The organism is Burkholderia guangdongensis (assembly GCF_013403875.1).
GTDB classification, from domain to species: Bacteria; Pseudomonadota; Gammaproteobacteria; order Burkholderiales; family Burkholderiaceae; genus Burkholderia; species Burkholderia guangdongensis.
Map to the genome: position 1 here is coordinate 18,807 of NZ_JACBNX010000005.1, position 17,953 is coordinate 36,759.

General features: G+C 68.4%; 19 protein-coding genes. 10 read left to right on the plus strand and 9 right to left on the minus strand.

Going from position 1 to position 17,953, the window contains the following annotated elements; translation table 11 throughout:
- The first annotated feature begins 39 nt into the window (after positions 1–39).
- The 7 genes from HZI36_RS06740 to ubiA all read left to right on the plus strand — a co-directional run bounded on the left by HZI36_RS06740 (position 40) and on the right by ubiA (position 4,730).
- Positions 40–999 (plus strand): hydrogen peroxide-inducible genes activator, encoded by a 960-nt coding sequence (locus tag HZI36_RS06740; RefSeq protein ID WP_179401861.1) that lies wholly within the window; start codon positions 40–42, stop codon positions 997–999.
- Positions 1,000–1,202: 203 nt separating this feature from the next.
- A complete protein-coding gene (locus HZI36_RS27195) occupies positions 1,203–1,337 on the plus strand; it encodes a hypothetical protein (protein ID WP_281376253.1) in 135 nt (44 codons plus the stop codon).
- Between the two features lie 78 nt (positions 1,338–1,415).
- Complete coding sequence (locus tag HZI36_RS06745; RefSeq protein WP_179401862.1) at positions 1,416–2,858, plus strand: catalase; 1,443 nt, start codon at positions 1,416–1,418, stop codon at positions 2,856–2,858.
- Between the two features lie 77 nt (positions 2,859–2,935).
- Positions 2,936–3,091 (plus strand): hypothetical protein, encoded by a 156-nt coding sequence (locus HZI36_RS06750; protein ID WP_179401863.1) that lies wholly within the window; start codon positions 2,936–2,938, stop codon positions 3,089–3,091.
- A 114-nt stretch (positions 3,092–3,205) separates the two neighbouring features.
- Entirely contained in the window at positions 3,206–3,535 is a 330-nt protein-coding gene (locus HZI36_RS06755) for a type II toxin-antitoxin system RelE/ParE family toxin (protein WP_179401864.1), read from the plus strand.
- 7 nt (positions 3,536–3,542) lie between these two features.
- The gene (locus HZI36_RS06760; protein ID WP_179402000.1) at positions 3,543–3,860 is read left to right on the plus strand and encodes a helix-turn-helix domain-containing protein; all 318 of its coding nucleotides are present in this window, start codon (positions 3,543–3,545) and stop codon (positions 3,858–3,860) included.
- Positions 3,861–3,866: 6 nt separating this feature from the next.
- Complete coding sequence (gene ubiA, locus HZI36_RS06765; RefSeq protein WP_179401865.1) at positions 3,867–4,730, plus strand: 4-hydroxybenzoate octaprenyltransferase; 864 nt, start codon at positions 3,867–3,869, stop codon at positions 4,728–4,730.
- A 51-nt stretch (positions 4,731–4,781) separates the two neighbouring features.
- Here the strand turns inward: ubiA and proC are convergent, their stop codons facing one another.
- From proC to HZI36_RS06795, 6 genes are all read right to left on the minus strand, one after another.
- Entirely contained in the window at positions 4,782–5,594 is an 813-nt protein-coding gene (gene proC / locus HZI36_RS06770; RefSeq protein WP_179401866.1) for a pyrroline-5-carboxylate reductase, read from the minus strand.
- 39 nt (positions 5,595–5,633) lie between these two features.
- On the minus strand, positions 5,634–6,332 hold the full coding sequence (locus HZI36_RS06775; RefSeq protein WP_179401867.1) for a YggS family pyridoxal phosphate-dependent enzyme: 699 nt from the start codon (positions 6,330–6,332) through the stop codon (positions 5,634–5,636).
- Positions 6,333–6,494: 162 nt separating this feature from the next.
- Positions 6,495–7,721 (minus strand): glycolate oxidase subunit GlcF, encoded by a 1,227-nt coding sequence (glcF, locus tag HZI36_RS06780; RefSeq protein ID WP_179401868.1) that lies wholly within the window; start codon positions 7,719–7,721, stop codon positions 6,495–6,497.
- A gap of 7 nt (positions 7,722–7,728) precedes the next feature.
- Entirely contained in the window at positions 7,729–8,817 is a 1,089-nt protein-coding gene (gene glcE / locus HZI36_RS06785; protein ID WP_179401869.1) for a glycolate oxidase subunit GlcE, read from the minus strand.
- A gap of 138 nt (positions 8,818–8,955) precedes the next feature.
- Positions 8,956–10,449: an FAD-linked oxidase C-terminal domain-containing protein gene (locus HZI36_RS06790; protein ID WP_179401870.1), complete on the minus strand. Its 1,494-nt coding sequence runs from the start codon at positions 10,447–10,449 to the stop codon at positions 8,956–8,958.
- Between the two features lie 69 nt (positions 10,450–10,518).
- On the minus strand, positions 10,519–11,928 hold the full coding sequence (locus HZI36_RS06795; protein WP_179401871.1) for an FAD-linked oxidase C-terminal domain-containing protein: 1,410 nt from the start codon (positions 11,926–11,928) through the stop codon (positions 10,519–10,521).
- 169 nt (positions 11,929–12,097) lie between these two features.
- Between HZI36_RS06795 and HZI36_RS06800 the strand changes: the two genes are divergently transcribed.
- Entirely contained in the window at positions 12,098–12,673 is a 576-nt protein-coding gene (locus HZI36_RS06800; protein ID WP_179401872.1) for a cob(I)yrinic acid a,c-diamide adenosyltransferase, read from the plus strand.
- A 207-nt stretch (positions 12,674–12,880) separates the two neighbouring features.
- A complete protein-coding gene (gene hmpA, locus HZI36_RS06805) occupies positions 12,881–14,101 on the plus strand; it encodes an NO-inducible flavohemoprotein (RefSeq protein ID WP_179401873.1) in 1,221 nt (406 codons plus the stop codon).
- Here hmpA and aroG read toward each other — a convergent pair whose 3' ends face one another.
- The gene (gene aroG / locus HZI36_RS06810; protein ID WP_179401874.1) at positions 14,102–15,175 is read right to left on the minus strand and encodes a 3-deoxy-7-phosphoheptulonate synthase AroG; all 1,074 of its coding nucleotides are present in this window, start codon (positions 15,173–15,175) and stop codon (positions 14,102–14,104) included.
- Between aroG and HZI36_RS06815 the strand changes: the two genes are divergently transcribed.
- Positions 15,174–15,416 carry a hypothetical protein gene (locus HZI36_RS06815; RefSeq protein WP_179401875.1) on the plus strand — a complete coding sequence of 81 codons (243 nt, stop codon included), beginning with the start codon at positions 15,174–15,176 and terminating at the stop codon, positions 15,414–15,416. The genes aroG and HZI36_RS06815 overlap by 2 nt on opposite strands.
- Positions 15,417–15,526: 110 nt before the next feature.
- Here HZI36_RS06815 and tldD read toward each other — a convergent pair whose 3' ends face one another.
- Positions 15,527–16,993, minus strand: a complete 1,467-nt coding sequence (gene tldD, locus HZI36_RS06820; RefSeq protein WP_179401876.1) for a metalloprotease TldD — start codon at positions 16,991–16,993, stop codon at positions 15,527–15,529.
- Positions 16,994–17,095: 102 nt separating this feature from the next.
- Positions 17,096–17,923, minus strand: coding sequence for a carbon-nitrogen hydrolase family protein (locus HZI36_RS06825; protein ID WP_179401877.1), 828 nt, complete (start codon positions 17,921–17,923; stop codon positions 17,096–17,098).
- Positions 17,924–17,953 lie beyond the last annotated feature (30 nt).

A 17,953-nucleotide genomic window follows, 5' to 3' on the forward strand; every position in this document is an offset into this window, starting at 1 on the left:
AATCAAATCTATCGCCTGTATCTATCTGATTGACCCACAATGACGCTGACTGAACTGAAATACATCGTCGCGGTTGCGCGCGAGCGGCACTTCGGCCGCGCGGCGGAAGCCTGCTTCGTGAGCCAGCCGACCCTGTCGGTGGCGATCAAGAAGCTCGAGGATGAACTGAGCGTGCAGATCTTCGAACGCGGCGCGAGCGAGGTGAGCGTCACGGCGATCGGCGACCAGATCGTCACGCAGGCGCAGCACGTGCTCGAGCAGACGTTCGCGATCAAGGAGATCGCGAAGCAGGGCAAGGATCCGCTCGTCGGCCCGTTCCGCCTCGGCGTGATCTACACGATCGGACCCTATCTGCTGCCGACGCTCGTCAAGCAGATGATCCGCAGCGTCCCGCAGATGCCGCTGATGCTCCAGGAGAACTACACGCTGAAGCTGCTCGAACTGCTGAAGCAGGGCGAGATCGACGCGGCGATCATGGCGCTGCCGTTCCCCGAAACCGGCCTGATGGTGCGGCCGCTGTACGACGAGCCGTTCGTCGTCGCGCTGCCGTCCGGGCATCCGTGGGAGAAGCGCCGCAAGATCGACGCGACCGACCTGAAGCAGGAGACGATGCTGCTGCTCGGCAACGGCCATTGCTTCCGCGATCACGTGCTCGGCGTGTGCCCGGAGCTGATGCGCTTCTCGCAGACGGCCGACGGCATCCAGAAGACGTTCGAGGGCTCGTCGCTCGAGACGATCCGGCACATGGTCGCGAGCGGGGTCGGGATCACGGTGCTGCCGCGGATGTCGGTCGCCGAGGTCGGGCCGCGCGCGAACGGCCCGGACGCGGAGCTGCTGTCGTATGTGCCGTTCAGCGAGCCGGTGCCCGACCGGCGCGTCGTGCTCGCGTGGCGCAAGAGCTTCACGCGGATGCCGGCGATCGACGCGATCAGCGATGCGATCGCCGCGTGCGACCTGCCCGGCGTCACGAAGCTCGACATCCCGGCAACCGTGAACTGAGCGGCCGCCCGGCCGCAGCGTCCGTCCGGCGGAGCGGGGCCTTTCGGCCCCGTTTATTTTTGCCTATCGAATAGATAAAATTTATCAAATTAAATTAATCGATAGTTTTAAATAGAATGCACTGCATGGATCGGCGCGGTGCCGGTCCGGCCGGGACCGGCCCAACGCAAGCGTGAAAGGAGGCAGTCGTGATGCGATCAGTGATGCGACCCATGATGCACCCGGTGCCGCGCGAGGCTTCGTCGCGCGGCAAGTTCGTCCATCGGGCCCGGGCCGCGTTCCGCCGCCTGCGCCCGATCGCGTATGCGTATCTCGCGGATCGCGCGTACGGCAGCTGAGCACCGCCGCTTTTCCGCCGCCGTTTTTCCGTTGCCGCTTATCCGCCCCCGTCGCACAGCCAACCCAAGGAGCACAGCATGTCCGAGAACAAGAAACTGACGAGCGCCGCCGGCGCGCCCGTCGCCGACAACCAGAATTCGCTGACCGCCGGCCCGTGCGGCCCTGTCGCGCTGCAGGACGTGTGGCTGCTCGAGAAGCTCGCGCACTTCGACCGCGAGGTGATTCCGGAGCGCCGCGTGCACGCGAAGGGCTCGGGCGCGTTCGGCACGCTCACGGTCACGCACGACATCTCGACATACACGAAGGCGAAGGTGTTCTCGCAGGTCGGCGGGCAAACGCCGCTCTTCATGCGCTTCTCGACCGTTGCCGGCGAGCGCGGCGCGGCCGACGCCGAGCGCGACGTGCGCGGCTTTTCGATCAAGTTCTATACGGAAGAGGGCAACTGGGACGTCGTCGGCAACAACACGCCGGTGTTCTTCATTCGCGATCCATTGAAGTTCCCGGACTTCATCCACACGCAGAAGCGCGACCCGTACACGAACCTGCGCAGCAACATCGCCGCGTGGGATTTCTGGACCCGCCATCCGGAAGCGCTGCACCAGATCACGATCCTGATGAGCGACCGCGGAATTCCGAAGAATTATCGGCAGATGCACGGCTTCGGCTCGCATACGTTCTCGTTCTACAACGCGGACAACGAACGTTTCTGGGTGAAGTTCCACTTCAAGTCGCTGAACGGGATCGAGAACTATACGGACGCCGAAGCGGCGAGCGTGATCGCCGGCGATCGCGAGAGCGCGCAGCGCGACCTGGTCGACCACATCGATCAGGGCAATTTCCCGCGCTGGGCGTTCCGCATTCAGGTGATGCCGGAGGCGGACGCGGCGAAGGTGCCGTACAACCCGTTCGATATCACGAAGGTGTGGCCGCACGAGGATTACCCGCTGATCGACGTCGGCGTGATCGAGCTGAACCGGAACGCGCGGAATTACTTCACGGACGTCGAGCAGGCCGCGTTCACGCCGGCGAACGTCGTGCCGGGAATCGGCTTCTCGCCGGACCGTCTGTTGCAGGGGCGCCTGTTCTCGTACGGCGACACGCAGCGCTACCGGCTCGGCGTGAACCATCACCAGATTCCGGTGAATGCGCCGCGCTGCCCGTTCCATGCGTCGCACCGCGACGGCGCGATGCGCACCGACGGCAACCTCGGCGGCAACGTGAACTACGAGCCGAACCGCTTCGGCGACTTCGCGCAGGACCGCAACGCGCTCGAGCCGGCGCTGCAGGCGGGGGCGGTCGATCATTACGATCATCGCGAGGATGCCGACTACTACAGCCAGCCGGCCGCGCTGTTCCGGCTGTTCGACGCGGGCGAGAAGGCGCGGCTGTTCGGCAACATCGCGCGGCATATCGACGGCGTGCCGGCGGAAATCGTCGAGCGTGCGCTCGAGCACTTCGCGAAGATCGATCCCGCGTACGCGGAGGGCGTGAAGGCGGCGATCGCGAAGCTCGGGAAATAACGGTCGGGTCGGGGCGGGTGGCTTTCGGGCCGCCCGCGCGATGCGACCGACCACCTGCATTCAAAGGAGAGGCGATCATGACCCAACTGATTCTCGAACGACGCGACGCGCTTGCCGCGACGATGCGGCACGCAGGCGCGCTCGCGTGGCGGCGCGCCATCGGCGCGGCGATCACCGGCAGCGGCGCGGCCGTGCTGATCGGGCAGGCCGTGCATCATCTCGCCGGCGGTTGAGCGGGGCCGCGCGCCGGCAACCGCTACACTGGCGCGGTTCGGGTCACGTGCTGACCGCCACACTCGGATTGCTCGCCTCCCGCGAAAATAGCAAATCTGCTAACATTCGCCCCTATGGAATGGGAAGTCATCTATTACAGCGAGCGCATCAAACGGGAAGTGTTCGATCTGCCGACCGGCGTCCTTGCCGCATATCGACGCTTGGTTGCGCTTATGCAGCAGTACGGGGCGGATCTTCGCATGCCGCACTCGAGAGCAATGGGTGACGGATTGTTTGAATTGCGGCCGCGCGGCCGTGAAGGCATTGGCCGGGTGTTCTACTGCACCTTGGTTGGCCGGCGCATCGTCGTCTTGCATTCGTTCGTGAAGAAAACGCAGGAGACGCCGGACGATGAAATGCGCATCGCGCGAAAACGGATGAAAGAGGTACGAGGCTATGGCTAAGAGCAGACTGACACGGGAGCTGGCAGAGAAGTTCAACCCGGTTTCGCACACCGCGGAAGATGACGCACGCCTGTTCGCCGACCCGAAGTTCCGTGACGCGTACGATGCGCTCGAAGAGGAGTTCACGGCACTCAACGCGCTGCTGGAAGCGCGCAAGGAGGCCGGGCTGACGCAGGCCCAGATTGCCGCGCGCATGGGTACGACCGCCTCTGCCGTCTCGCGGCTGGAGACTTCCCTTTCGAGCGAGAAGCATTCGCCGTCATTTGCGACCTTGCGCAAATACGCTGCCGCTTGCGGCAAAAAATTGGTGATTTCATTTGCCTGAGGCCCCATGTTCGCGCGCTTTCCCCTGTATCTGCGGCTCGTCCGGATGGACAAGCCGATCGGCAGCCTGCTGCTCCTCTGGCCGACGCTCAACGCGCTGTGGATCGCGTCGAACGGCCGGCCGCGCGTGTCGCTGCTCGCCATCTTCGCGCTCGGCACGATCCTGATGCGCTCGGCCGGCTGCGCGATCAACGACTACGCGGACCGCGACTTCGACCGTCACGTGAAGCGCACGGCCGAGCGTCCGCTGACGTCGGGCAAGATCCGCGCGTGGGAGGCGGTCGCGATCGCGGTCGGGCTGTCGCTCGTCGCGTTCCTGCTGATCCTGCCGCTGAACGCGCTGACGAAGGAGCTGTCGGTCGTCGCGGTGTTCGTCGCCGGCACGTATCCGTTCATGAAGCGCTTCTTCGCGATTCCGCAGGCGTATCTCGGGATCGCGTTCGGCTTCGGCATTCCGATGGCGTTCGCGGCCGTGCAGGACGCGGTGCCGCCGCTCGCGTGGATCATGCTTGCCGCGAACGTGTTCTGGTCGGTCGCGTACGACACCGAATACGCGATGGTCGACCGCGACGACGACATCAAGATCGGTATCCGCACGTCCGCGCTGACGTTCGGCCGCTTCGACGTCGCGGCGGTGATGCTCTGCTATGCGGCGACGCTCGGGGTCTACGCGTGGATCGGCGCGACGCTCGGCTTCGGGTTCGCGTTCTGGGCCGGCTGGGCGGTCGCGGCCGGCTGCGCGATCTATCACTACACGCTGATCAAGGGGCGCGATCGGATGGCCTGCTTCGCCGCGTTCAGGCACAACAACTGGCTCGGCGGCGCGCTGTTCGCGGGTATCGCCGCGCACTACGCGATCGCGGGTTTCTGAGCTCGCCGGCCGACTCACCGGCCACTCGCCGGTCAACTCGCCGGCCGACCGTTACGCCGCGCCCAGCTCGTCCCCCATCTCCTTCGCGCGCGCCTGCGCCGCAAGCGCGCCGTTCACGATCGCTTCCTTCACGCCCTGTGCGTCGAACGACGCGAGCGCGGCCGCCGTCGTGCCGCCCTTCGACGTCACGCGCTCGCGCAGCACGCTCGCCGGCTCGCCCGACTGCGCGGCGAGCTGCGCGGCGCCGGTGAACGTCGCGACCGCGAGCGCGCGGCCCTGCTCGTCGTTCAGGCCGAGGCGGCGCGCCGCTTCCTGCAGCGCCTCGATGAAATAGAACACGTACGCGGGGCCGCTGCCCGAGATCGCCGTGACCGCGTCGAGCTGCGACTCGTCGTCGAACCACACCGTCTCGCCGACCGCGCCGAGCACGTCCGACGCGAGCGCGCGGCCCGCGGCGTCGACGCCCGGCAGTGCCGCGAGCCCCGTCACACCCATCCCGACGAGCGCCGGCGTGTTCGGCATCGTGCGCACGATGCGCGCGTAGCCGCCGAGCCAGCGTGCGAGGTCCGTGCCGCGAATGCCCGCCGCGATGCTGATCACGAGCTGCGATTGCAGATGCGGCGCGAGCGCCTGCGCGACGTCCTTCAGCACCTGGGGCTTCACCGCGAGCACGATCGCGTCGTAACCGGCGAGCGCCGCGTCGACGGCCGCGCCGGTCGCGATGCCGAACTGCTGCGCGGTGCGCTCGCGCGCCGCTTCGTTGACGTCGATCGCGTACAGGCCGCTCGCGGCGATGCCGCGCTTGATCAGGCCGCCGATCAGTGCCGCGGCCATGTTGCCGCCGCCGATGAATGCGATTTTCATAATGTCCGGAAAGTCAGGGGATGAGAGGAGTGCGGCGGATCAGCGCGAATAGTCGCGCGCACCGAAGATCGCGGTGCCGACGCGCACGATCGTCGCGCCTTCGAGCACGGCCGCGTCGAGATCGGCGGACATGCCCATCGACAGCGTGTCGAGCGGTAGCCCGTCCGCGCGCAGCGCGTCGAACATCTCGCGCAGCGCGCGGTGCGGCACGCGTTGCGCGTCGGCGTCGCCGGCGGGCTCGGGGATCGCCATCAGCCCGCGCAGCCGCAGCGCCGGCAGCGCGGCGACCGCGCGCGCGACGCTCGCGACGTCGGCCGGCGCGACCCCGCTCTTCGACGCCTCGCCGCTGATGTTCACCTGTACGCAGACGTTCAGCGGCGGCAGGTGCGCGGGCCGCTGCTCGGCGAGGCGCTGCGCGATCTTGAGCCGGTCGACCGAATGCACCCAGTCGAAGCGCTCGGCGACGGGCCGCGTCTTGTTCGATTGCAGCGGCCCGATGAAATGCCATTCGAGCGACGCGCGCAGATCGGCGAGCGCGTCGATCTTGTCGATCGCTTCCTGCACGTAGTTCTCGCCGAACGCGCGCTGGCCGGCCGCGTGCGCGTCGCGCACCGCGTCGGCGGGGAACGTTTTCGATACGGCGAGCAGCGTGACGGCGGCGGGATCGCGGCCGGCCGCGCGGGCGGCGTCGGCGATGCGGCGGTGGACGGAATCGAGGCGGGCGGCGAGATCGGACATGACGGCGGGCGAAGATAACAGCGGATGACAGCGAATAACAGCGCAAACGCCTGGAACGGCTGGAATGGCGATAGCGGCGCGCCGCACGCTGCGCGGCGCTTCGGTTCGCATTATACGGAGCGCTGGGGCCGGCGCGGCGCGGCGTGCCGTGCGCGCCGCGCGTCAGCCGTACAGCAGATGCTCGACGAGCTGCACCCAGTGCGCGACCGGAATCGCGGTGCCGCTTTGCAGATGCGCGATGCAGCCGACGTTCGCGGACACGATCATCTGCGGCTCGAGCGCCTGCAGCTTCGCGAGCTTCTGCTTGCGCAGCTTGTACGACAGCGACGGCTGCGTCAGCGAGTAGGTGCCGGCCGAGCCGCAGCACAGATGGCTGTCGGCGGGCAGATGGACTTCGATGCCGAGCGTCTCGAGCAGCCGCTCGACCTTGCCGCGCGACTGCTGGCCGTGCTGCAGCGTGCACGGCGGATGGTACGCGACCGTGTGGACCGCGCGGCGGCGCGCGAGCGTCGCGAGCTCGGCCTCGAACGGCAGCAGCACGTCCGAGATGTCGCGCGTCAGCGACGCGATCTTCAGCGCCTTCGCCGCATACGCGGGGTCGTCGCGCAGCAGGTGCGCGTATTCGAGCACGGTCGCGCCGCAGCCGGACGCGTTCATCACGATCGCCTCGACGCCGCGCTCGACGTAGGGCCACCACGCGTCGATGTTGCGGCGTGCGTCGTCGAGCGCCTCGTCGTGATAGTTCAGATGCAGCCGCACCGCGCCGCAGCAGCCGGCCTCGGGCGCGACGACGGTCTCGACGCCGAGCGCGTCGAGCACGCGCGCGGTCGCGATGTTGATGTTCGGCAGCATCGACGGCTGCACGCAGCCGGCCAGCATCAACATCTTGCGCGCGTGCGTGCGGTGCGGCCATTCGAGCAGGCGCGTGCGCGGCGGCACCTTGTCGCGCAGCCGCTTCGGCAGCAGCGGGCGCACGTGCTGGCCGAGCCGCATCACCGGCGAGAACAGCGCGCTGTTCGGCACGAAGCTCGCGAGCACGCGCCGGAACAGCCGCTGCGACAGCGGGCGCCGCACCTGCGCCTCGACGTGCTTGCGGCCGATCTCGACGAGGTGGCCGTACTGGACGCCGGACGGGCAGGTCGTCTCGCAACTGCGGCACGTGAGGCAGCGGTCCAGATGCTGCTGCGTGCTGCGCGTGACGGTCGCGCCCTCGACCATCTGCTTGATCAGATAGATGCGGCCGCGCGGGCCGTCGAGCTCGTCGCCGAGCAGCTGATAGGTCGGGCAGGTCGCGGTGCAGAAGCCACAGTGCACGCATTTGCGCAGGATCGCGTCGGCCTCGTCGCCGTCGGGCGTATTGCGGATGAAATCCGCGAGGTTCGTCTGCATCGCGCTCTCAGAGATCGGGGTACAGCCGGCCGCGGTTGAAGATGCGTGCCGGGTCGAACGCGGCCTTCAGGCCGCGATGGATTTTCATCAATGGTGCCGGTAGCGGCGTGAACACGCCCGCGCTGCGGTCGTACGACGTGCCCGCGCGGAACAGCGTCGCGTGGCCGCCCGCCTGCTTCGCGCTCATCCGGACGGTCTGCGCGTCGGCGTCGGTGATGCACCAGCGCTGCGAGCCGCCCCATTCCATCAGCTGCGTGCCGGGCAGGTGCAGCGGCTCGGTGATCGACGGCAACGCCAGCCGCCACAGCGCGTAGCCGGGCGGAATGGCCGCGAAGAATGGGTCGGTCTGCTCGCGCAGGCCTTCCCAGAAGCGCTCGCTCTCGACCGCGTCGACGATCTCGCCGCCGAGCGTCGTCTTCGCGGCCTTCACGGCGGCCTCGGCGCCGGACAGCCGCAGCGCGAGCGTGCCGTTGCGCCACGCGCTCGCGCTGATCGGCAGCGGCCGGCCGCCCCATTCGTTGAGCTTGCGAACCGCGTCGGTCGCGTTCATGTCGAATTTCATCGTGACTTCGGCGACCGGCACCGGCAGCACCTTGATCGACAGCTCGAGCATCAGCCCGAGCGTGCCGAGCGCGCCGGCCATCAGCCGCGACACGTCGTAGCCGGCGACGTTCTTCACGACCTGGCCGCCGAAGCGCAGCGCCTCGCCGTGGCCGTTCATCAGCAGGACGCCGAGCACGAAGTCGCGCGGCGCGCCGGCCGTCGCGCGGCGCGGGCCCGCGAGGCCGGCCGCGATGCAGCCGCCGAGCGTCGCCGCGCGGCCGAAATGCGGCGGCTCGAACGGCAGCATCTGGCCGCGCTCGGCGAGCGCCGCCTCGAGCTGCATCAGCGGCGTGCCGGCACGGGCCGTCACGACGAGCTCCGCCGGATCGTAGGACACGATGCCTTGATGTGCGCGCGTGTCGAGTATCTCTCCGTCCAGCGTCTGACCGTACCAGTCCTTGGTGCCGCCGCCGCGAATCCGCAACGTGCGGCCGTCGGCGCTGGCGGCGCGGATGCGCTCGGCCCAGCCGGCGACGATGTCGTCCTCTTCCATGATCGGTTGTTGTCTCGTGGTACGTCCGGTCGATTGTACCGGGGTCGCATGCGCGTACATCGCGACTATCCCTAGGGTCCGGAAAAACGTCGCCGGACGGCGCGGCGCGATGCCGCCCGGCGCATGCTGCCGCGCGCGTCAGAATCGCGGAATGTCCGGATGCGGCAACAACCCGCCGCGCACGTGCTGGCGGCCATACTCGGCGCAGCGCGCGCGCGTCGGAATGCCCTTGTCCGGATTGAGGATCTCGGGCGGATCGAACGCGCGCTTGACCGCGAAGAACGCGTCGCGCTCCTGCGGCGAGAACTGCACGCACATCGAGTTCAGCTTCTCGACGCCGACGCCGTGCTCGCCCGTGACCGTGCCGCCGAACTCGACGCAGGTCTCGAGGATATCGGCGCCGAACAGCTCCGCGCGGTGCAGCTCGTCGGGATCGTTCGCGTTGTAGAGAATCAGCGGATGCATGTTGCCGTCGCCCGCGTGGAACACGTTGATGCAGCGCAGCCCGTACTGCGTCTCCATCTGCTCGATCCGCGCGAGCAGCGGGCCGATCGCGCGGCGCGGCACGGTGCCGTCCATGCAGTAGTAGTCCGGCGAGATCCGGCCGGCCGCCGGGAACGCGTTCTTGCGGCCGGACCAGAAGCGCAGCCGCTCGCTCTCGGTGCGCGACACCTGCACGCGCGTCGCGCCGTGCTCGCGCAGCACCGCGGTCATCCGGACGATCTCCTCGGCGACTTCCTCCGGTGTGCCGTCCGATTCGCACAGCAGGATCGCCTTCGCGTCGACGTCGTAGCCGGCGTGCGTGAACGACTCGACCGCCTGCGTCGCGGGCTTGTCCATCATCTCGAGCCCGGCCGGGATGATCCCGGACGCGATCAGCGAGGCGACCGCGTTGCCGCCCTTCACGACGTCGTCGAAGCTCGCCATCACGAGCTGCGCGGCCTGCGGTTTCGGGATCAGCCGCACCGTGACCTCGGTGACGATCGCGAACATTCCCTCGCTGCCGATCAGCACCGTGAGCAGGTCGAGGCCGGGCGCGTCGAGCGCGAGCGAGCCGAGCTCGACGATCTCGCCGTCGCTCGTCACCGCGCGCACGCGCAGCACGTTGTGGACGGTGAGGCCGTACTTCAGGCAGTGCACGCCGCCGGAATTCTCGGCGACGTTGCCGCCGATCGTGCACGCGATCTGCGACGACGGGTCGGGTGCGTAGTAGAGCCCGTAGCGCGCGGCGGCGTCGGAGATCGCGAGGTTGCGCACGCCGGGCTGGACCGTCGCGGTGCGGGCGTACGGATCGACTTCGACGATCCGCGTGAAGCGCGCGAGCGACAGCACGACGCCGTTCGAGATCGGCAGCGCGCCGCCGGACAGGCTCGTGCCCGCGCCGCGCGGCACGATCGGTACGTTGAGGCGACGGCAGATCTGCACGATGCGCTGCACCTGCGATTCGGTCTCGGGCAGCGCGACCGCGAGCGGCAGCCGCCGGTACGCGGACAGCCCGTCGCATTCGTACGCGGCGGTGTCCTCGTCGCGATAGCGCAGGCATTGCGTCGGCAGCACGGCCATCAGCGCCTGGACGACTTCGCGCTGGCGCTGCGCGCGCATCTCGGCCGACAGTTCGGCGGGTGCGTTCATTGTGTCTCCTCCTTGTCGGCCGGAGTTGGCGCTTCAGCGCTTACTCCGGCCCCATGCCAAGCCGCGGGCTCAGCACTTGAAAATCTTGCCCGGGTTCATCAGGTTGCGCGGATCGAGCGCGAGCTTGATCGCGCGCATCGTATCGACCGCGGCCTCGCCGTGCTCCTTCTCGAGGAAGCGCATCTTGTGCAGGCCGACGCCGTGCTCGCCGGTGCAGGTGCCGCCCATGCGCAGCGCCCGCTCGACGATCCGCTCGTTGATCCGTTCCGCTTCGTCGAGCTCCTCCGGCTTCGCCGGATCGACGAGGATCGCGACGTGGAAGTTGCCGTCGCCGACGTGGCCGACGATCGGGCACGGCAGCGACGACGCCCGCAAGTCCGCGTCGGTCTCGACGACACAGTCAGCGAGCCGCGAGATCGGCACGCAGACGTCGGTCGTCACCGAACGGCAGCCGGGCTTCAATTGCAGCATCGCGAAGTACGCGTTGTGTCGCGCGGCCCAGAGGCGGCTGCGGTCCTCGGGGCGGGTCGCCCATTCGAAGTCCTGGCCGCCGTGCTGCGCGGCGAGCGATTCGACGAGCTCGACCTGTTCCTTCACGCCCGCTTCGGTGCCGTGGAATTCGAAGAACAGTGTCGGCGCCTCGGCGAGCGTCATGTTCGAGTGGCGGTTGATCGCGCGAATCGCGAGCGCGTCGACGAACTCGACGCGCGCGATCGGCACGCCGAGCTGGATCGTCTCGATTACGGTGCGCACCGCGTCGCCCATCGACGGGAACGCGCAGATCGCGGCCGACACCGCCTCGGGCAGCGGATGCAGGCGCAGCGTGATCTCGGTGATCACGCCGAGCGTGCCCTCGGAGCCGACGAACAGGCGCGTCAGATCGTAGCCGGCCGACGACTTGCGCGCGCGCGTGCCGGTCTTCACCACGCGGCCGTCGGCGAGCACCGCGGTCAGCCCGAGCACGTTCTCGCGCATCGTGCCGTAGCGCACCGCGTTCGTGCCGGACGCGCGCGTCGCGGTCATGCCGCCGATGCTCGCATCGGCGCCGGGATCGATCGGGAAGAAGAGGCCCGTGTCGCGCAGCGCGTCGTTCAGCGCCTTGCGCGTGATGCCGGGCTCGACGGTGACGGTCAGGTCTTCCGCGTCGATCGACAGCACGCGGTTCATGTCGGACAGATCGAGCGACACGCCGCCGCGCACCGCGAGCAGATGACCTTCGAGCGACGAGCCGGCGCCGTACGGGATCAGCGGCACGCCGTGGAGCGCGCAGAGCGACACCACTTGGCGCACGTCGTCGGCGCTGTGCGCGAACACGACGGCGTCGGGGAGCTGTGGATCGAACGGCGATTCGTCGCGGCCGTGATGCGTGCGGACCGCGTCGGACGTCGACACGCGCTCGCCGAACGCGGCGCGCAGCGCATCGAGCAGGGCAGGGGGGAGCGGCCGGCGGCCGACGGCCGGCGGGGCGGGGTGATTCACGCGAGTCTCCAGCTTATATTTGCCGCAACAATTTGCCGCAATACACGGCGATCCGGCTCATTCTACGCTCGAACGCCGGCTGCGAGCCGCGGCGCGGGCTGCGATAATCGCGGGCGTATACACATCGATATACATCGACACACATCGACACCAAGGAGAGCATTGCGTTATGGGCTACCGCTTGAGCAAGATCGCGACGCGCACCGGCGACGACGGCACGACCGGACTCGGCGACGGGCGGCGCGTCGGCAAGGACGACGCGCGGGTCGCCGCGATCGGCGACGTCGACGAGTTGAACTCGCAGATCGGCGTGCTGCTCGCCGAGCCGCTGCCGGACGACGTGCGCACGGCGCTCGTGACGATCCAGCACGATCTGTTCGATCTCGGCGGCGAGCTGTGCATGCCGGGCCACGCGTTCATCGATACCGAGCATCTCGCGCGGCTCGACGGCTGGCTCGCCGACTACAACGCGACGCTGCCGCCGCTGAAGGAATTCATCCTGCCGGCCGGCTCGCGCGCGGCCTCGCTCGCGCACGTGTGCCGGACGGTGTGCCGCCGCGCGGAGCGCGCGATCGTCGCGCTCGGCCGCCGCGAAGCGCTGAACGACACGCCGGGCGATACGCTGAACGACGCGCCGCGCCGCTACGTGAACCGGCTGTCCGACCTGCTGTTCGTGCTCGCGCGCGTGCTGAACCGCGCGGCCGGCGGCACGGACGTGCTCTGGGACCGCGAGCGCGTGCGCTGACGACACACCTGACGTAACGACCGGCCGGCGCACGGCACGCACGCGCGGCGCCCGTCGCACCCGGCCGGCCGAACTTGACTGGCCGAACTTGACTGGCCGCACCTGGCCGGCCGCCTTCGCTCCCCGTTATTGCACTGCGACAATTTGCCCGGGGCAGGTTGCGGTCTTAAAGATGTATTGTGTGAGCATGTTTAACGGAGAACGCTCATGACCCAGATGACCACCGACCAGATGGCCCGCGTGAAGGCCACCGCCCCCGTCCTCGCCGAGCACGGCGCGACGATCACGAAGCATTTCTATCAGCGCATGTTCAACCGCCATCCGGAGCTGAAGAACCTGTTCAACCAGACGCACCAGGCGACCGGCAGCCAGCAGCAGACGCTTGCGCGCGCGGTCTACGCGTACGCGGCGAACATCGACAATCTCGGCGCGCTTGGCGGCGCGGTGACGCGGATCGCGCACAAGCATGCGAGCCTGAACATCCGCCCCGAGCATTACCCGATCGTCGGCGACAACCTGCTCGCGTCGATCGTCGAGGTGCTCGGCGACGCGGTCGATCCGGCCACGCTCGAAGCGTGGCGCGTCGCGTACGGCCAGCTCGCGCAGATCCTGATCGGCGTCGAGGCGAATCTGTACGCGGGCGCCGCGTGGAGCGGCTTCCGGCCGTTCAAGGTCGCGCGCAAGGTGCGCGAGAGCGACGAGATCACGTCGTTCTACCTGACGCCCGCCGACGGCGGCGCGGCGCCGTCGTTCGAGCCGGGGCAGTACGTGACGGTGAAGCGCTTCGTCGGTGAGCTCGGCGTCGAACAGCCGCGCCAGTACAGCCTGTCGGACGCGCCGCACGGCAAGTGGCTGCGCATCTCGGTGAAGCGCGAGGCGGGCGGCGCCGAAGCGGTTCCGGCCGGCAAGGTGTCGACGCTGATGCACGACGGCGTCGAGGAGGGCGCGATCGTCGAGGTCACCGCGCCGATGGGCGATTTCACGCTGAAGCGCGATGCGCAAACGCCGGTCGTGTTGATTTCGGGCGGCGTCGGGATCACGCCAATGGTGTCGATCGCGTCGACGCTGATCGCGGACGGCAGCCAGGAAGGCAGCCCGCGCGACGTGCGCTTCGTGCACGCGTGCCGCTCGGGCGCGGTGCATGCGTTCCGCGACTGGCTGAACGACGCGGCGCGCACGCACGCGAACGTGACGCGCACGGTGCTGTACGAGGAGGTCGGGCCGAACGATCGCGTCGGCGTCGATCACGATCTCGAAGGGCGCCTGACGCCGGCGCGCATCGAGCAGTACGCGCTCGTGCCCGATGCCGATTACTACATCTGCGGCCCGATCGCGTTCATGAGGGCGCAGCGCGACGCGCTCGTCGCGCTGGGCGTCGCGCCGGAACGCGTGAACACCGAGATCTTCGGCTCCGGCGCGCTCGAATGATCAGTTCCCGCTGCCGCGCGCGACGCGGCGCGCCTTCACCGACTCCGCGAGGCCCTCGAGCACCTTCACGCTGTCGTCCCAGTTGATGCACGCGTCGGTGATGCTCTGGCCGTACGTCAGCTCGCAGCCTTCCTTCAGGTCCTGGCGGCCTTCGACGAGATGCGATTCGACCATCACGCCGATGATCCGCTCGTCGCCGGCGGCGAGCTGGCGGCCGATGTCCGCGCAGACCGGAATCTGGTTCTCGTGCTTCTTCGAGCTGTTCGCATGGCTCGCGTCGATCATCAGGCGCGCGGCGAGGCCGGCCTTGCCGATGTCGTTGCACGCGGCGTTCACGCTTTCAGCGTCATAGTTCGGCGCCTTGCCGCCGCGCAGGATCACGTGGCAGTCCTCGTTGCCGGCCGTCGACACGATCGCCGAGTGGCCGCCCTTCGTCACCGACAGGAAATGGTGCGGCTGCGACGCGGCCTTGATCGCGTCGACCGCGATCTTCACGTTGCCGTCGGTGCCGTTCTTGAAGCCGACCGGGCACGACAGCCCCGACGCGAGCTCGCGGTGCACCTGCGACTCGGTCGTGCGCGCGCCGATCGCGCCCCACGAGATCAGGTCCGCGATGTACTGCGGGCTGATCATGTCGAGGTACTCGGTGCCGGCGGGCAGGCCCATCTCGTTGATCTGCAGCAGCAGCTCGCGCGCGGTGCGCAGGCCCTCGTTGATCTTGAAGCTGTTGTCGAGGTGCGGATCGTTGATCAGCCCCTTCCAGCCGACCGTCGTGCGCGGCTTCTCGAAGTACACGCGCATCACGATCTCGAGCTCGTTCGCGAAACGCTTGCGCTCCTTCGCGAGCCGGCCCGCGTATTCGATTGCCGCCTTCGTGTCGTGGATCGAGCACGGCCCGATCACGACGATCAGCCGGTCGTCCATGCCGTGCAGGATCCGGTGCATCGACCGGCGCGCGTTGTAGATCAGCTCGGACGCCGCTTCGGAGCACGCGAATTCGCGGATCAGGTGCGCGGGCGGCGTCAGTTCCTTCAGTTCACGGATGCGAACGTCGTCGGTATTGTGCGGGGGCATGTGGATTCTCCTGGTTCGTTTGGCCGCGCTCGGGCGGCTGATTCATCGTTTCGGTCCGGGGCCGGCGGCTGGGCGCGGCGGGCGAAAAAAAACCGCCGGGCTTGCCGGCGGTTTTTCGGGAATTTCGTTTGCGCTTCGCGCGCCATCAACCCTCTCGATCCGCCAGCGGTCTGAGATACCAGTAAAAGTAAAAATAAAACTTGGCGGACATGGCGGCGACGCGATTCATCAAAAAAGTTGATGCGATATTTATACCGGGTCGAAGCGCGGCTGACAACCGGGGAATGCAAAAAATGCGGAAAATCCGCGCGCGTTGCGCAATGCGCGCGGATTATCTGCGTGGCGATGCGGTTATGCCGTGCCGCCGACCGTCATCCGGTCGATTCGCAACGTCGGCTGGCCGACGCCGACCGGCACGCTCTGGCCTTCCTTCCCGCACACGCCGACGCCCGAATCGAGCGACATGTCGTTGCCGATCATGCTCACGTACTTCAGCGATTCCGGGCCGCTGCCGATCAGCGTCGCGCCCTTGACCGGATACGTGATCTTGCCATCCTCGATCATGTACGCCTCGGACGCCGAAAACACGAACTTGCCGTTCGTGATGTCGACCTGGCCGCCGCCGAAATTCACCGCGTAGAGCCCGTTCTTCACCGACTCGATGATCTCTTGCGGATCCTTGTCGCCGTTCAGCATGTAGGTGTTCGTCATCCGCGGCATCGGCAGCGCCGCGTACGATTCGCGCCGCGCGTTGCCGGTCACCGGCATCTTCATCAGGCGCGCGTTCAGCGTGTCCTGGATGTAGCCCTTCAGGATGCCGTCCTCGATCAGCGTCGTGCACTGCGTCGGGTTGCCTTCGTCGTCGATGTTCAGCGACCCGCGGCGGTTCGGCAGCGTGCCGTCGTCGACGACGGTCACGCCCTTCGCCGCGACCTGCTCGCCGATCCGGCCCGCGAACGCGGACGAGCCCTTGCGGTTGAAGTCGCCCTCGAGCCCGTGGCCGATCGCCTCGTGCAGCAGCACGCCGGGCCAGCCCGGCCCGAGCACGACCGTCATCGCGCCGGCCGGCGCCGGGCGCGCGTCGAGGTTGACCAGCGCCGCGTGCACCGCGTCGTCGACGTAGCGCTCGAGCACCGCGTCGGTGAAGTAGCCGTAGTCGAAGCGGCCGCCGCCGCCGCCGCTGCCGATTTCGCGCCGGCCGTTCTGCTCGGCGATCACCGTCACCGACACGCGCACGAGCGGGCGGATGTCGGCCGCGAGCGCGCCGTCGCTGCGTGCGACGAGTACGACGTCGTATTCGCCGGCGAGGCCCGCCATCACCTGCGTGATGCGCGGGTCGCGGCTCCTCGCCATCTGCTCGACGCGCTCGAGCAGCTTCACCTTCGCGGTCGCGTCGAGCGACGCGAGCGGGTCGGCGGGCAGATACAGGTCGCGGCCCGAGATGCCGGTGAGCGACGTGGCCGCCTTCACCTTCTGCCTGCCGCCGCCCGCCGCCGCGATCGCCTTGGTGGCGGCCGCGGCCTGGCGGATCGCGTCCGGCGACAGGTCGTCGGAGTACGCGAACGCGGTGCGCTCGCCCGCGACGGCGCGCACGCCGACGCCCTGGTCGATGCTGAAGCTGCCCGATTTGACGATCCCTTCCTCGAGGCTCCATGCCTCGCTGCGGGTCGCCTGGAAGTAGAGATCCGCGTAATCGACGCGATGCGTGAAGATGTCGGCGATCGTGCGCGTCAGCAGCCCCTCGTCGAGGCCGTACGGCGTGAGCAGGATGTCCTTCGCGAGTGCGAGATTGCGGATGCCGGGTTCGATGATGTTCATGCGGATGTCGGGAACTCTAAAAAATGGTCTGAAGCGTGTTCGTTCGTTGCAGGTGGCGCACGTGCGCCGCGTTTCAAGGGGCGTGTCGGCCCCGGGAGCGTTTCATTTCAGCACGCGGTGCCGCCACGCGGGCAGGCTCTGGCGCACGTCCGCGATGCGGGCCGGATCGAGCGGGCCCGCCGCGACGCCCGCGCCCTCGTCGCGCAGCGCGGCGATCTCGCCCCATGGATCGACGAGCATGCTGTGCCCCCACGTGCGCCGGCCGTTCTCGTGCTTGCCGCCCTGCGCGGCCGCGAGCACGTAGCACTGGTTCTCGACCGCCCGCGCGCGCAGCAGCATTTCCCAGTGCGCGCGGCCCGTCGTGTACGTGAACGCGGACGGCACCACGATCAGCGCGCAGTCGCCCATGCGCCGGTACAGCTCCGGAAAGCGAAGATCGTAGCAGACCGACAGCCCGACTCGGCCGAAGGGTGCCTCGAACGTGACGACCGTGTCGCCGGGGCGGATCGTGCGCGCCTCGTCGAACGACTCGTCGCCCTTCTCGAAATTGAACAGATGGATCTTGTCGTAGCGGGCGGCCTCGCGGCCGGCGGGGTCGAACACGAGCGTCGTATTCAGCACGCGGCCCGGCTCGGGCGCTTTCAGCGGCAGCGTGCCGCCGATCACCCACACGCGGTGGCGGCGCGCGGCGTCGGCGAGAAAGCGCTGGATCGGGCCGTCGCCGTGCGGCTCGGCGAGCGCGAGCTTGTCGGTGTCCCGGTGGCCCATGAAGCAGAAATATTCGGGCAGCAGCGCGAGCGTCGCGCCGCCGGCCGCCGCCTCGGCGATCAGCCGGTCGGCCTCGGCGAGATTGCGACCGACGTCCGGCGTGCTCACCATCTGCAGCGCGGCGACGCGCACGGGCCCGGCGGAAACGGTGGAGTCGGTCATCGCGGAATCGGTTGCGTCATCAATAGGGGC